The following is a 14,452-nucleotide window of genomic DNA, read 5'->3' on the forward strand; positions in this document are numbered from 1 at the left end:
ATCTTGGGTAGGACGAGGCGGTCGAATATATCAGATATAATCCGGCGCAAACTGCTCCAGATCAAGTGTCGGGCGGGTGCCGATATCGCCGCGATGGGCATCAAGGAAATGCCCCGCCGCCTCGCGCCCCTTGTCGCGCAGCATGGTCATAAAATCCCATTCCGCATTCATCTTGGTCGTGTGATCAAGTTCCAGCATCACGTCACTGGCGATCAGATGCATGCGCATGGTGCCCCAACTGCTGGCCTCGCACTGATGGGGTGGCTTGTCCTTGCGGATCACCGACATCATGCGCAGCTCCTTGACCAGGCTGCTGTTAAACGAAATCTCGTTCAGCCGACTTGAAATCTCGTGCGAGGTTTTCGGAATGCCCGGCCGCTTGACCGGGTTGATCTGTACTAGCACCGTGTCATTGGCCGAACATTCGCGCACCAGCGGACCAAGGCTGGGATTACCCGAATATCCCCCGTCCCAATAAGGCACGCCATCGATCTCGACGGTTTTATAGATGTTTGGCAAACAGGCAGAGGCAAGGAGCACATCAAGGCTGATATCAGGGTTGCGAAACACCCTTGCCTGCCCGGTTTCCACATTGGTCGCGGTGATGAAAAGCTTGGTCGGGCTTTTGTTCAATTGATCAAAATCAACCACATCCCCCAACAGCCCCGCCAGCGGATTATCCCCCACCGGATTGAGGTCATAGGGCGAGAACATCTTGGCGGACATATCCAGCCACTGATACATCGGCGAACTGCCAAGCGACCAGTTGCCAAACAAGACATCAATCGGGGATCGCTGCAGCGGGCTGAACCGCGCGGCTTCGGAAACCGCAGACCAGAACGCCTCAAGGTCCTCGCGCGCGCCGTCATATTTGCCCTTGCAAAAGCCCGACGTCACCACGGCGGCATTCATGGCACCGGCCGATGTACCCGAAATCGCCTCGACCTCGATCTCTTCATCCTCAAGCAACCGGTCGAGAACGCCCCAGGTAAACGCCCCGTGCGATCCCCCGCCCTGCAGGGCCAGATTGATCTTCTTGCGGGGCTTTGACGCGTTCTTCGTATCCGTGCTCATGCCATCTCCTGCGACCGGGTCATCATGTCAGGCTTCGAGTGTCTGAACCCTGGCCATGATATGTCGTAAACAGCCCGCTCTGCCAGTGATGAATCACGCGCGGAAAATCAGGTCGTTCCGTCCTTCGCCTTTTTCGGCTTGTCCTCTACCTTGCCCCCGGTGCCTTTGAGGTTCGCCACCTTGCCCAGCAAGTCAAACCAGAACGGCGCGCCAAGACTGATCGCCGCAACCGTGATCAGCCAGCCGATAAGCAGCTTAAGCCACTCCAAATCTTTACAAATCGAAACGGGATTTTTGGAAGTTGTATATTTCTGCCAACCAATCGGAAACTGCTGAATATCCGTTAGGTTCTGGTCCTCAAGCAGTTTCAGATCTCCTTTTGCTGCAGCAACCGTTGCCTGTGCCGCAATCTCGGTCCGCAGCGCATCATTCGTCCAAAGTTCCTCGGCAATATGAACCGTGCTGGCATTGGTCACCACGACCACAACCCCAGAAATCACAACAATGAACAGCTTGACCTTGCGCTGATACCAGCCGGAAATACGGGTCATGCCCTCGTCAAACCAGTTGGCCAGCTTGTCCTGCAGCTCAGTGGCAGCATTTTCTCCCTCAGTGATCATCGCACTCAATAGTGCGGCGAGGTCATCGTCGTCCTTCTTATCTGCTGCATCACCGGCCGCCGCTTGTGGCAGCTTGGCGACGAGATCGCGAACTTCCTTGGCTTTTAGCGAAACGAAGGACTTGCCGTCGTTGTTCTTCGCCAGAACCTCGAGCAACACAGTGCTGAGTGTTTCGGGCGCAATATAGGATGGAAGTTGGTTATCTTTCCGCGACAGGTTCTTGATCAGCGGATGGGCATAAACCGCCTTGGCGTATTTGTCCCCCACCAGCCGCTTGATCCCGGCCCGAAGATTTATTGAGCGAAGCTTCCAAAGGCTTGCAATCCACTCCTGCGCGGCCGATGAGACAATACTCAAAGTCACATAGAAAAAGATCAGCCCCAACGCGACATCAATCACCGGATGTTCAAACATAACAACGTCCCCCGAAACCTTCCCAAAGGCAGGGTACCGTTATATCAGAATTATATCATTAATTGAATGAATATAACTGAAATCAATCAATGATGATTGATGCAGTTAAACCCATTGACGACCAAGTCGCATCAGTACCACGTCAAACTGGCCGGGAGGTCCTGTTTGGGGGCGAGCGCGATCACCTGATCAAGGAACAGGCGCGCAATCGGCGAAAGGCTTTTGCTTTTGCTGGTGATGATCCCGATATGGCGACGGCGTTCCGGGGTGGTCAGCGGCACAAAAATCAGCTTTTCAGGGGCTGCCATATCCGAAACCTTTGCTGCCAGTTACGAAGGGACCGTGATTCGTATGTCCTCTACCACTATGGCGATCAACGTGATGACGGATGGATCCTGAGACGTTGTAGACTTAGAGATGAACTAGCTTTGGTCAAGCAACCAAGTGATAAAAAAACTCAGGCAATGCTGGCTTGATATCTATTGTAAATTGGCCGGCAAAGCGATGGATGACCACAAGTAAAGAAATATACAAACCTCTAAGATGAACCTAACCGGGCAATCAAAGACAAGACCCCCCTGTCAGACAGTCTGTTCGCATTACCTAATGGCAAATGAATTGCGCAATTTAGCTAGCAGGGAAAAGGCCTTTCCATCAATCTGGCAATATTTCTCGCCTTACATCACTTAGGTTTGCTATTCCCGACACCCTTAAGACTCGATATTTTCTTTACTAGATCAAACCAAAATGGTGCACCGAGGCTGATCGCAGCAATCGTAATCACCCAACCGATTATCGCCCTAAAAACTTCAGCACCAGAGAACAACGCCTCAACATTTTCTATTATGCTGTCTCCTTTCCAGCCGAAAGGAAAAGCAATGGCAGCATCACTGTCAATATCAGTCCGCGACAATGCGTTGTGCCATAGATCTTCCGCGATGTGTACAGTACTCGCGTTAGTTACAAGCACCAAAACAGCAGATATTAAAATAATCAAGGTCTTTGCTTTTTGCTCGTACCATTCTGCAACAACTATCAAACCCTCGCCTAGCCAATCTGTCAGCTTCTCCCGCAACTCTTCAGCTGTACAATCAGCACCGGCAGCAAGTGTTTGTAAAACTTCAGCAATTCTGCAATCTTCCTTTTCACCCTCGGTACCATCAGACCCATATTTCTGTAAGTTAGCTAGCAGGTCCCGTACCTCATCTTTACTATACCCGGCAAAGGATTTTCCATTCTGGTTTCTGGCAAGGACCTCAAGCAATACCTCACTCAGTCTCTCTGGCGTGATACGGGACGGAAGTCTCCCCTCCCTATGAGCTAGGCTTTTGATCAAAGAGTGAGCGTAAACTGCCTTTGCATACTTATGACCTATCAAATGTCTGACGCCATCATTGAGGTGAAATGAGCGCAACCCAAGCGCCCTAGAAATAACTTCCTGTATCGCCGATGCAACTATACTGAAAATTATGTAGAACAATGCCAATCCTGAAGCTACGTGCACAATAGCATAATCGATCAAGCGAACCTCCCTGAACCTCATCTTCAGCACGGAAATTGACTATACCAAACAAAACCCTTGATTGTGTATATTTTCCCACAATCAATCATTGATATTATCTTTGATCGTTCCAGACGAATAGGCAATCCACTCAATACCATGTCAAACTGGCCGGAAGGTCCTGTTTGGGGGCGAGCGCGATCACCTGATCCAGGAACAGACGCGCAATCGGTGACAGGCTTTTGCTTTTGCGCATGATCACGCCGATATGGCGATGGCGTTCCGGGGTGGTGAGTGGCACGAAGACCAGCTTTTCGGGGGCGGCCATATCCGACACACGCGCGGCCAGTTCCGGCAAAACCGTAATCCCCACCCCTTCGGCGACCATGGCAGCCAGTGTGATGGTGTTGGATGTTTCGACAATCGGGCGCGGCAGGACCGGGCCGGTTGCACCCAATGCGAGATCCTCGTTTTCCGATGTTTCGCCTGCGTTTGGGTCACGCGATTGCAGCGCCTTTTCCTCGGCCCGCATCGCCTTTTGCGCCCTGGCCAGAACCGTTTTTGCCGCCGGAATGCCTGCTGCCACTGCATCGCGCACCGCAGGGCTTAAAACCGGCATTGTGTCCGAGGACAAATCGCTGGTCACACCGGGCTGCGCCATCAGTGCGCCGGTGCCGGATTCCGGTCCCAACCCGACAAGCTTTTGCCCCGATAAATCCGACCAGCGCAAAACCGATTTTTGGGCAAATGCATGATCGGCCCGGCACAGCACGCCAAACCGGTCGGAAAACAGCGGGCGAAAATCGATATCGGGCAACGCCTGCCATTCCCCGGCAATGCCGAAATCGGCGGCATTATTCGCCACCGCCTCATGCACTTCACCGGCATTGCGTTCATCCAGGCGAATGCGCGCATCGGGATGGGCAGCAACAAATTCGGAAATCACGGCAGGTAAAATGCGCGTCAAAACAGATGGGGCCGCTGCAATCGTAATCTTGCCGCCAACGCCCTTGGACAGCGCATCCAGATCGCCAAGCGCCTCTTCAAAATCGGCCAGCAACCGACGCGCAATCGGCAAAAACCGCTCACCCGTCTGGGTCAGCGCCACTTGGCGCGTCGTGCGATCAAAAAGTGCTGCGCCCGTCACATCCTCGAACTGGCGAATGGTCGCGGTGATGGCCGGAACCCCAAGCCCCAGAACCCCGGCCGCAGCGGTAAAACTGCCCTGATCGGCAACTGCGACAAACACACGCATATGACGGATATTAAGCGATGACAGCATGGTCGTGATGGTCCGTTCCGGTGAATTCCCCTGCCCGATCAAACCATAACGCCCGAACCGGATTTGGGAAAACGGTTATTGGCTTGTGCAAACGTTTCCACCTCGCGAGGCGTCATTCTTAAAAATAAACCTGTCCCCTTTCGACCAATCTGTCGCCTTTTCTCAATATCGGAGGGGTGAACTGACGGGCCTGGAGCTAGACAAAACGGCCCGAAAACGCTACGGTAGCACAAGGTATTACCTTTTGGCTCAGAGGCTCACATGGCATCTGCAACGTCCATCAAGCTCGATGATGACATGAAAGGCCGCGTTCGGCATCTTGCCGAAGCCCGGCAACGTACATCGCACTGGATCATGCGCGAAGCGATTTCGCAATATGTAGAACGCGAAGAGAAGCGTGAGGCGCTAAAGCGTGACACGGAGCAGGCATGGGAAGAGTTCCAGGAAACAGGCCTTCACGCAACCGCTGAAGAGGTCGACCGTTGGCTGGAAAGCTGGGGAACGGACGATGAATTGCCAGCACCCGAATGTCACAAGTAAGATTTGCGCCTGCAGCCCTTCGGGACCTGCAACGGCTCCGTGAGTTTCTGCGTACAAAGAATCCTGATGCAGCACGCCGTGCAGGGGAAGCCATCCGTCAAGGCCTGAAGGTACTTGGCGCCCACCCCAATCTTGGCCGTCTGGTTGATGACCTTCCTGAAGAATTTCGGGAATGGCTGATTGATTTTGGTGACAGCGGATATGTCGCACGATACCGGATTGACGGGGATACAGTGACCATTCTGGTCATCCGTCATCAGCGCGAAGCAGGATATTCTTGAAAGTCCGCTTCCGCCTCTAACTCATTTCTTATCCAGCGTCGGCGGCACGGTTTTGATTGCCGTCACCGTCGGATGCACTTCAATCAGGCATTCGCGGAACTCGCGCGCCATGCGCGACATCACCGATTGCGGGAAGTTGGCGACGCACATGGCGATCTTGAAGCTGAGCAGGTCGGGGCGAAGCGCGCGCATCTCGCCGCGCTCGACCCATTGCCGGGCAAAGTGGGTGGGCAGGAAGCTTACGAACTTGCCACTTCGGATCAGGTAAGCCAGCCCTTCCATGTCATAGGCCGTGGCACTCGGCGGATGTTTGAACAGCGACTGAAAGGCGAGTGCGACCGAATAACCGCGCCTTGCGTATTTCTGTTCGGCCAATTCCTCGATCGGCATTTTCGAATGTGCGGTTTCAAACAGCGCATGATCCTTGCCGCAATACATCGTCTGTTCTTCGTGAAAAAGCTGCTGCATCTGGATCGCGGCATTCATTGGCTGGTTGGGCATGACGGCAATTTCCATCTGCCGGCTGAGCAATGCGTTTTCGATCTGGTTGGGCGAGACCACCACAAAGGTCGGATGCACGCCGGGTGCCCGTTCGTTAAACAACGCAATCGCGCGATCGAGCTTACAATTGGGGTTTTCGACCATGGCATCAATCACGCCAATGCGAAGCTCACCCACCATATTGCCGCGGATCGCCCCGACCTCGGCCCGGAAAGAGTCGGCGGCGGCAAACAGTTTGATCACCTCACTATAGATCTTTTGTCCATGTTCGGTCAGCGAAAAGCCCGACCGCCCGCGCCGACAAAGCTTCACCCCCAGCCGGGTTTCAAGCGCAGACATCTGGGTGCTGATGGTCGATCTGGAAATGCCAAGGTCATCCTGGGCGGCGGTAAAGCCGTTGCTTTCGACGATGGATCGAAAAATCCGCAGCTGGCGGAAATCCACGTCACTGAGCGGTGGCAGATTGACAGACATCGGGCGCAAACCTTTGCGAAAGTGATACGTTGAAAAAATCAGACGTTTAGTTTGAAAGTTTCATATTATTGAACACGTCCCGCCATGGCAATCTCTCGACACGCTTTGAACCATTCTATTGCGCCACCGCGCCACCAGCGCCACCGCCTTGAGGGACGACCAAATGAGCAACGCCACCGACAAACCTGATGCAGCATCGGGCATTTCCTTTGTTCCGCCCTCGGCGATGACCCTGCCGCGCTATGCCGGTGTGGCAAGCTTCATGCGCGCCCCGCAAATTTCAATATCGGATGCTGCCTGTGCAGAGGTCGATATCGCACTCCTTGGCGTGCCATGGGACGGTGGAACCACCAACCGTCCAGGCGCTCGTCACGGTCCGCGACAGTTGCGCGATCTGTCGACCATGATCCGCCCGAAACACCCGGCCACCGGCCAGAACCCGTTTGAAGACCGCAACGTCGCCGATCTCGGCGATGCGCCGGTCAATCCGGCCGACATCATGGATACGCTGGCAAGCGTCACCGGCTTTATCGCCAAACTGCAAGAAATGGGCATCAGCCCGCTCAGTGCCGGCGGCGATCATTTGCTGTCCTATCCGATCCTCAAGGCGCTGGCGGCGGATGGCCCGATTGGCATGGTGCATTTCGATGCCCATACCGACCTGTTTGACAGCTATTTCAACGGTTTCAAATACACCCACGGCACTCCGTTCCGTCGCGCGATCGAGGAAGGCTACCTTGATCCGAACCGCGTGGTTCAGATCGGCATTCGCGGCACGATGTATGACGGCGAAGATGTTGAATGGGGCCTTGAACAGGGTGTGCGCATCATCCGCATGGAAGAGGTTCTTGATCGCGGCCTTGATCAGGTCATGCTTGAGGCGCGCGATATTGTCGGCATGGATAAAACCTATGTCAGCTTTGACATTGATGCGGTTGACCCGGCCTTTGCACCGGGGACCGGCACACCGGAAATCGGCGGCTTTAGCAGCCGCGAAGCCCAGAAAATGATCCGTTCTCTGGGCGGTCTCAATCTTGTGGGGGCGGACCTTGTCGAGGTTTCCCCACCCTTTGATCCTTCGGGAGGAACAGCCTGGCTTGGCATCTCGCTCATGTATGAATTGCTGTGCGTGCTGGCCGGGTCTAAAGCCACCAGAAACCCGAACCGAAAATCGGGCTGAGGCAATCCGAAAAAGACCAGAAAATCAAAAGACGAAAGCCATATCAGAGAGCATCTCACACCGGAGACACTATTGATGAAAAGCGTACTTTCCAAAATCTGCCTGTCGGGTGCGGCACTCGCAACCGCCTTCTCTCTTTCCACGGCCGCCTCGGCCGAGGAACTCACCATCGCCCATTCGACCTGGGTCGGCTATGGCCCGCTTTATATCGCGCAAGAAGAAGGCTTCTTTGAAGAAGAAGGCCTTGATGTTGATCTTGTCGTGATGGAAGACGTCAAAACCCGTATGCCCGCCCTGGCGGCTGGCCGGATTGATGTTGCCGTGACCACAATTGATACGGTGCTGGGCTTCTACACCGAAGACCACCCGCTGACCTATCTGTTCGCGCTGGATGATTCACGCGGCGGCGACGGCATCGTTGCCAATGCCGACATCACCAGCATGGCCGACCTCAAGGGCAAAAACGTTGCCTATACCGAGGGATCTGTTTCGCAGTTCTTCCTGAGTGTTCTTCTCAAGGAAGCTGGCATGAGCCTTGATGACGTCAATTCCATGAACATGTCGGCCGGTGACGCCGGTGCGGCCTTTGTCGCCAAGCGTGTTGACGCCGCTGTGACCTGGGAGCCGTGGCTGACGCGTGGCAAGGATACCGAACATGGTCATCTTCTGATCGACAGCTCCAAGGCACCGGGTCTGATCACCGACATCGCGGTCACCACCGAGGAAACCCTTGAAGCCCGCCGTCCGGAAATGGAAGCCCTGTATCGTGCATGGGCCAAGGCAATCGCCTGGCAGAAAGCCAACGAAGAAGCAGCCGATGTCATCATGGCAAAGGGTGTTGGTGGCTGGCTTGAAGACCCGGCGGTCTTTGCCGATACCCGTTCGGGCATTGCGTTTTATGATGCCGACATGAACAAGTCCTTCATGGATCCGGCCAACGAAGACGGCATTGTTGGCACCATTGCCAATGCGATGACGCTTGGCAAGGAAGGCGGTCTGTTCTCGCTTGATCTGGAACCGGCAAGCATGCTGGCGTCCGACATCGTCAAGTAACAAAACGCCATAATACAAAGACTTAAAGAGCAAGCATCATGTGGACCAGATCGCTTTTTTCACCCAAAACCGATATCGACAAGGGAACCTATGTCACCCTGTCGCTGATTTCGGTTGTTGTTATCCTGGCCCTGTGGTGCTTGCTCACCTATGGCGGGATCACGCCCAAGGACTTCCTTGCCGCCCCGCATGAGGTGGTGGAAGCCGGCATCAAGCGTATTGCCAATATGTCGCTGTTTGAACATATGTGGGCAAGCCTTGTTGTCATCCTGTCGGGCTTTATCCTGGCCTCGATCTTTGCCGTGCCGCTTGGTATCCTGATGGGCAGCTTCCGCGCCGTGCAGGCGCTGATTGAGCCGATCACCGGCTTCATGCGCTATATCCCGGTTTCGGCCCTGATCCCGCTTCTGATCCTGTGGGTCGGCATCGGGATCGAACAGAAAATCATGGTGATTTTCCTCGGCACCTTTTTCCAGCAGCTCATCCTGATTTCCGATGTTTCGGCCCGGATTTCCAAGGACCTGATTGATTGCGCCTACACCCTTGGTGCGGATCGCCGTCGCGTTGTCACCCGTGTGCTGGTTCCGGCCTGCATGCCCGGTGTGATGGATAACCTGCGGGTGACCATGGGCTGGGCCTGGACCTATCTGGTGGTCGCAGAACTGGTCGCAGCCGATACCGGCCTTGGTTATATGATTCTCAACGCCATGCGCGGGCTGTTTACCGATGTGATTTTGCTTGGTGTCTTTACCATCGGCATCTTGGGCCTGATCACCGACTTCTTCTTTAAATGGGCACGCCGGCGCTTGCTGCCCTGGTCTGCTGATTTTTAAGGGGCGATACAGTCATGAGCATGCTTTCCCTTCGTGACATCACGGTACGGTTCGAACCCAAGGGCAAACCACCGGTTCTCGCCCTTGATGACGTGTCGCTTGATGTTGCCAACGATACCTTTTCCGTCATTGTCGGCCCGTCGGGCTGTGGCAAATCCACGCTTTTGCGCCTTGTTGCCGGGCTTGAAACCCCGACATCGGGGCGGCTGGAACTTGATGGCGATCCGATCAACGGCCCGTCTGCCGATCGCGGCATGGTGTTTCAAAGCTACACCCTGTTTCCGTGGCTCACGGTCCGCGAAAACGTCATGTTTGGCCCGAAGCTCAAGGGCCTTGCCAAATCCGAATGCGAAGACATCGCCGATGATCTTCTCAAGGCCGTCCACCTGGAAGGGTTCGAGAAATCCTATCCCAAGGAACTGTCGGGCGGCATGCGCCAGCGCGTGGCGCTGGCCCGGGCGCTGGCCAATGATCCGCGCATTTTGTTGATGGATGAACCGTTTGGCGCGCTTGACAGCCAAACCCGTCAGATGATGCAGGAACTCCTGCTTGATGTCTGGCAGACCCGCCGCAAAACGGTGCTGTTCATCACCCACGACATTGACGAGGCCATCTTCCTTGGTGATGAAGTCCATGTGATGTCGGCCCGTCCAGGCCTGATCAAGCAGTCGCTTGATATCAACATTCCGCGCCCGCGCCACATCGATGCGCTCACCAGCCCGGAATTCATGGACTATAAGCGCACCATCCTGTCACTGATGCATGACGAAGCGATCAAGGCCGAAGACGCCTCCAACCACCGCAAAACCGCGTAAACGCGGCGCGCACAGCGACAAAACGCCCAGTTTAAAGGGCACGAGCAAACACCTGCCTGACTTGCCACCACCCGACAGGCTCAGGCACAGGGAATGTGCGGCTCACAGCAAATCCCGCACATTCCCGCTTTTTCTCGGGCACCGCAAAACGCCGAAACCCGAGCTATTCCGGGCATTGTAGCCCATCGGCGCCACGAAATGCCGAACTTCGGCACCCGAACAGTCCCCCGCAATCCACCTCACGCATACTGAAGCGCGACACCCCAAGCCGATTACCCCGGCCCACGCCCCAATTTGCGCTCCCCGTTCCCCCGCGAGAACCAAGCCCAAAGCACTCGCCACCAGGATACCATGCCTGATGCAAGAGCCGAGCGCCATTTGCAGGCCAATACCGCCTAGGACGGACCGAGACTTGAGGCCCGGAAAAGGGCTCAAGCGGATCTCCGCTTCGTGGCAAAATGCATCCCCTGCCCGCCGCAAAATTTGCGTCCGGAATTTCCAGCCAAAACAATTTGTATGAGGAATAAAAACCACCCATCAGGCGGCATGTTGACCGGCTGCCCAGAGCCCCCTGCCCAGTGCTTCGATTATTCACTTATTTTGAATAATCTTTCGGAATTTTCGATTTGTCTATTCAATCGCGATCAGGTCAAATGGGCGACATGCCATTTCGGGGTCCGGCCCGCACCGGAGATCCTGCCCATAAGGCATATGAAATTATCATACGAATATTGAGAGAGCCTGATGTCCGTTTCTGCCCCGGCTGCCATCCCGGTTACGAATGCTTCGAACAAAAGCGTGATTTCGAAATTGCCGGCCCTGACCCCGGATCGGTCGCTGGACAGTCTGACGCTGGGCTTTCTGAAAGCGCTGGAGGCCGAAGGGAAATTCGAGGGTGAAATCCATGCCGATTTCCCCACACGCCTGATCCATGCCACCGATAACAGCGTTTATCAGGTGATGCCAACCGCCGTGCTGCAGCCTAAGACGCGTGATGACATCAATGTGGTAATGGAAATGGCCGGGCGCGAGAAGTTTTCCGAGGTCAAAATCACCCCGCGGGGTGGCGGCACCGGTACCAATGGTCAGTCGCTTAATAACACCATCATTCTTGATACCTCCAAGCACCTCAACAATATCCTGGGCTTTGATGCCGAGCGCGGGCTTGTGCATGTCGAGCCCGGTGTGGTGCTTGATCAGCTTAATGCCTGGCTTAAGCCACACGGCTATTTCTTCCCGCCGGCGGTGTCGACTGCAAGCCGCGCCACGGTGGGCGGCATGATCGGATCGGATAGCTCCGGCAAGGGATCGCGGATTTATGGCAAGACCAGCCATTACATCCATGACATGACCACCGTCCTTGTCGATGGCACGGATTTCAATACCCGCGCGATGAGCGCGCTTGAAGCCCAGGAAATCATGGCGCGCGATGACCGAACCGGGGCACTTTATAAAAAGGTCTTTGACGAAATCAGCGCGCGCCGGGATCAGATCAAATCGATCTTCCCGGAAATGAACCGGGGACTTACGGGCTATAACCTTAAGGAAGCGGTATCTGACTCAGGCGACATGAACCTGTCGTTTTTGATCGCCGGGGCCGAGGGCAGCCTTGGCATGGTCAAGGAAATCACCTTCCGCGTCATTCCGCTGCCACAGCACAAGGCCGTCACGGTGGTGCGCTATAACAGCTTTGACAGTGCCCTTCGGCACGTCAAAACCCTGGTGCAGTTTGATCCGGTGGCGATTGAAAGCATCGATGACAAGGTCATGAAACTGGCCCGGCAGGATGAAAGCTGGCACATGCTGGGAAAGCTTCTCGGCACGGAAAACAGCAACACCCCCACACGCGGTTTCAACGTCGTCGAATTCGTTGGCGAGACGGAGGCCGAGGTTAGCGCCAAACAGGCGGAACTCAAAGCCTACCTCGATGCCAACCCGACTGAAGAGTTTGCACCCATCGGCTTTGTGCAGGCGACCGACCCTGCGCAAATAGCCGCCATCTGGTCAATCCGCGCGAAATCGGTGGGTCTGCTGGGCAACCTTGAGGGCAAACGCCGCGCCACCCCGTTTGTCGAAGATACCGCTGTGCCGCCGGAGAACCTGGCCGATTTCATTGCCGAGTTCAGAGCGCTTCTGGATGCCGAGGGGCTTGATTACGGCATGTTTGGTCATGTCGATGTCGGGTGTTTGCATGTCCGCCCGCTGCTTGACATGATGGCTGAAGAGGACGAGGCCCGCATCCGGCGCGTTTCAGACGCGGTGGCGGAGCTTACCAAACGCTATAACGGCCTGATCTGGGGCGAGCATGGCAAGGGCTTTCGCGGCGAATACTCCCCCGTTTATTTCGGGCCGGAGCTTTATGATGTTCTGCGCCGCATCAAGGAAGCGTTCGATCCCGAAGGGCAGCTTAACCCCGGCAAGATCGCCTCGCCATACAGTAAAAACACGCCCATCACGGCCATCGACAAAGCCCCCATGCGCGGCCAGTTTGACCGCCAGGTCGAGGATGCGCTGCGCGATGAATATCTGAACGCGACGCGGTGTAACGGCAACGGGGCGTGCTTTAACTGGGATCTGATGGATGCCATGTGCCCGTCCTATAAGGTCACGCGATCACGCGTCCATTCGCCCAAGGGCCGGGCCGGGATGATCCGCGAATGGATCCGCCAGCTTTCGGTTGGTACCGATCCGATGAACAAGGATCTGGCTGTCATCAATGGCCGGGATTTCTCCCATGACGTCTATGAGGCGATGGCCGGTTGCCTTTCGTGTAAGGCCTGTGCGGGGCAATGCCCGGTCAAGGTCGACATCCCGGAAATGAAATCCCGGTTCCTTGAGACCTATCACACGCGCTACAAAAGACCCGTAAAGGACCATGTGATTGCGTCACTGGAAAATATCGCTCCGCTTCTGGCAAAGGCGCCGGGGCTGTTTAACGCGCTGCAATCGATCCCGCCGATGCCATGGATTTTCAAACGCTTCATCGGCCTGACCGATTTGCCGAAACTGCACCGCCAGAGCCTTAAATCCGGCCTGCGTGCACGCGGCATTGGCACATTCAAGCAGGCGGAGCTGGATGGGCTTTCGGCCGATGAAAAGGCCAAGTCGGTGATCCTTGTGCAGGATTGCTTTACCACGCATTACGACACCAACGTGGTGCTGGCCCATGTCGACCTTTTGCAGCGTCTGGGATATCGCGTTTTCGTGCCGCCCTACCGCCCCAATGGCAAGGCGATGCATGTGAAGGGGTTCCTCAAACGCTTTGATTATCAGGCCAAGCAAAATGACATCGTGCTGGGCAAAATCGCGCAATCGGGCGTGCCGATGATCGGGATTGAGGCAAGCGTGACCCTGACGTATCGGCAGGAATACGCCCAGCGACTAAGCAACCGCCCGGACTATCGCGTGCATCTGTTCCATGAATGGCTGGCGGGCGAGATCGAGCACGGCCGCCTCACCCCACCCAAAATTGAGAACGGCGTTAACATGGGCGCAACCGATGCCCCGGCAAGCCTGTTCCCCCATTGCACGGAAAAAACCTCCATCCCCGATACCGGCGTGAAATGGCAGAAAATCTTTGATGCGTTAGGGCTAAAGCTCGCCACGGAAAAAACCGGCTGCTGCGGCATGGCCGGTGTCTATGGCCACGAAACCCGCCATCAGGAAACCTCGCGCGAGCTCTATGACCTGAGCTGGAAAAAGAAGGTCGATGCGACGGGTGCAGCAAACATGCTGGTGACCGGCTATTCGTGCCGTTGTCAGGTGGATCGCTATGAAGGGATCAAGCCGCAGCATCCGGTGGAATACCTCGCCAAGCTTGTCGCATAGGCCCACTTTAAACCCCCGCCAACCGTCATCCCCGCGCATGCGGGGATCCATAGCCG

Annotated in this window: 13 protein-coding genes; 7 read left to right on the forward strand and 6 right to left on the reverse strand. The window is 55.5% G+C overall.

The genetic code is table 11. The features are described from left to right. Positions 1 to 30: 30 nt before the first annotated feature. The 5 genes from ACXAF0_RS12820 to ACXAF0_RS12840 form a co-directional block, all read right to left on the reverse strand. The gene (locus ACXAF0_RS12820; RefSeq protein ID WP_475346267.1) at positions 31 to 1,074 is read right to left on the reverse strand and encodes a patatin-like phospholipase family protein; all 1,044 of its coding nucleotides are present in this window, start codon (positions 1,072 to 1,074) and stop codon (positions 31 to 33) included. Positions 1,075 to 1,181: 107 nt separating this feature from the next. Further along, positions 1,182 to 2,093 (reverse strand): hypothetical protein, encoded by a 912-nt coding sequence (locus ACXAF0_RS12825; protein ID WP_475346268.1) that lies wholly within the window; start codon positions 2,091 to 2,093, stop codon positions 1,182 to 1,184. A 146-nt stretch (positions 2,094 to 2,239) separates the two neighbouring features. After that, entirely contained in the window at positions 2,240 to 2,416 is a 177-nt protein-coding gene (locus ACXAF0_RS12830) for a hypothetical protein (RefSeq protein ID WP_475346269.1), read from the reverse strand. Between the two features lie 374 nt (positions 2,417 to 2,790). Further along, the gene (locus ACXAF0_RS12835; protein WP_475346270.1) at positions 2,791 to 3,630 is read right to left on the reverse strand and encodes a hypothetical protein; all 840 of its coding nucleotides are present in this window, start codon (positions 3,628 to 3,630) and stop codon (positions 2,791 to 2,793) included. Positions 3,631 to 3,760: 130 nt separating this feature from the next. After that, positions 3,761 to 4,891, reverse strand: a complete 1,131-nt coding sequence (locus ACXAF0_RS12840; RefSeq protein ID WP_475346271.1) for a LysR family transcriptional regulator — start codon at positions 4,889 to 4,891, stop codon at positions 3,761 to 3,763. Positions 4,892 to 5,152: 261 nt separating this feature from the next. On the opposite strand from ACXAF0_RS12840, the gene ACXAF0_RS12845 reads away from it, so the two are divergent. Then, positions 5,153 to 5,431 (forward strand): CopG family ribbon-helix-helix protein, encoded by a 279-nt coding sequence (locus tag ACXAF0_RS12845; RefSeq protein ID WP_475346272.1) that lies wholly within the window; start codon positions 5,153 to 5,155, stop codon positions 5,429 to 5,431. After that, entirely contained in the window at positions 5,419 to 5,712 is a 294-nt protein-coding gene (locus tag ACXAF0_RS12850) for a type II toxin-antitoxin system RelE/ParE family toxin (RefSeq protein ID WP_475346273.1), read from the forward strand. Before ACXAF0_RS12845 ends, ACXAF0_RS12850 begins: the two co-directional genes overlap by 13 nt. A gap of 21 nt (positions 5,713 to 5,733) precedes the next feature. On the opposite strand, the gene ACXAF0_RS12855 is transcribed toward ACXAF0_RS12850, so the two are convergent. Further along, the gene (locus ACXAF0_RS12855) at positions 5,734 to 6,687 is read right to left on the reverse strand and encodes a LysR family transcriptional regulator (RefSeq protein ID WP_475346274.1); all 954 of its coding nucleotides are present in this window, start codon (positions 6,685 to 6,687) and stop codon (positions 5,734 to 5,736) included. 163 nt (positions 6,688 to 6,850) lie between these two features. Here ACXAF0_RS12855 and speB point away from each other — a divergent pair, with 163 nt between their 5' ends. The 5 genes from speB to ACXAF0_RS12880 all read left to right on the forward strand — a co-directional run bounded on the left by speB (position 6,851) and on the right by ACXAF0_RS12880 (position 14,396). Continuing rightward, a complete protein-coding gene (speB, locus tag ACXAF0_RS12860) occupies positions 6,851 to 7,867 on the forward strand; it encodes an agmatinase (RefSeq protein WP_475346275.1) in 1,017 nt (338 codons plus the stop codon). 75 nt (positions 7,868 to 7,942) lie between these two features. Continuing rightward, complete coding sequence (locus ACXAF0_RS12865) at positions 7,943 to 8,920, forward strand: ABC transporter substrate-binding protein (RefSeq protein WP_475346276.1); 978 nt, start codon at positions 7,943 to 7,945, stop codon at positions 8,918 to 8,920. A gap of 38 nt (positions 8,921 to 8,958) precedes the next feature. Beyond that, positions 8,959 to 9,753, forward strand: a complete 795-nt coding sequence (locus ACXAF0_RS12870) for an ABC transporter permease (RefSeq protein WP_475346277.1) — start codon at positions 8,959 to 8,961, stop codon at positions 9,751 to 9,753. Positions 9,754 to 9,767: 14 nt separating this feature from the next. Further along, positions 9,768 to 10,568 (forward strand): ABC transporter ATP-binding protein, encoded by an 801-nt coding sequence (locus ACXAF0_RS12875; protein WP_475346278.1) that lies wholly within the window; start codon positions 9,768 to 9,770, stop codon positions 10,566 to 10,568. Between the two features lie 744 nt (positions 10,569 to 11,312). After that, positions 11,313 to 14,396: an FAD-binding and (Fe-S)-binding domain-containing protein gene (locus ACXAF0_RS12880; RefSeq protein WP_475346279.1), complete on the forward strand. Its 3,084-nt coding sequence runs from the start codon at positions 11,313 to 11,315 to the stop codon at positions 14,394 to 14,396. Positions 14,397 to 14,452: the final 56 nt, after the last annotated feature.

It is taken from the genome of Thalassospira sp. ABD4_177, assembly GCF_056160125.1.